We start from the raw sequence: 529 nt of genomic DNA on the forward strand, positions 1-529 counted from the left end.
CCGCGGCGCTCTTGCTGCTCTGCGCGCCGCCCGAAAGCCGCGCGCAGCCGCAGCAACTGCAGCTGGGCACCGACGCGACCGTGGAAGTGCCAAAAGGGTACGCGCGAGATGCCGTTGAGAGATGACGGTGAACGGACTGTATGAGACGTGCGTCTGAGTGTCCCTCTGTTGCTGTTGTTGTTGTTGTTGTTGTTGTTGTTGTTGTTGTTGTTGCGTTGTTTGCGTGCAGGGAGCTGGTGGAGCTGCAGGTGGACGGGCAGCAGTGCCAAGTTGGGAGCTACCTATGGGTGCAGATGTGGGACCTCGAGCGCGAGTCCTACACAACAAGTAAGGAGCAAGGCACTCCACGCGAACCTGCACGTTGCTCTTCCTCGTTGTTGTTGTTGTTGCTGCTGCTGCTGCTGCTGTTGTTGTTGTTGTTGACATGTACCGTTGTATGCAGGTGCCAGTGTCTCACAGGAGAGTGAGCCATTCCTACTAGTCAGAGAAGGAGTGCCGGTACGCGAATACGACCCAACTATCTATCTAT

At 56.5% G+C, this 529-nt stretch carries 1 protein-coding gene; it reads right to left on the reverse strand.

Annotated features, from left to right (window positions below; all coding sequences use genetic code 11):
* Positions 1-269 (reverse strand): hypothetical protein (locus AAFX79_13845; protein MEO1009638.1); only part of this gene is annotated, 269 nt, incomplete at its 3' end.
* Positions 270-529: the final 260 nt, after the last annotated feature.

The sequence above is a fragment of the Planctomycetota bacterium genome, from assembly GCA_039819165.1.
Classification (GTDB): Bacteria; Planctomycetota; Phycisphaerae; order Phycisphaerales; family UBA1924; genus JAHCJI01.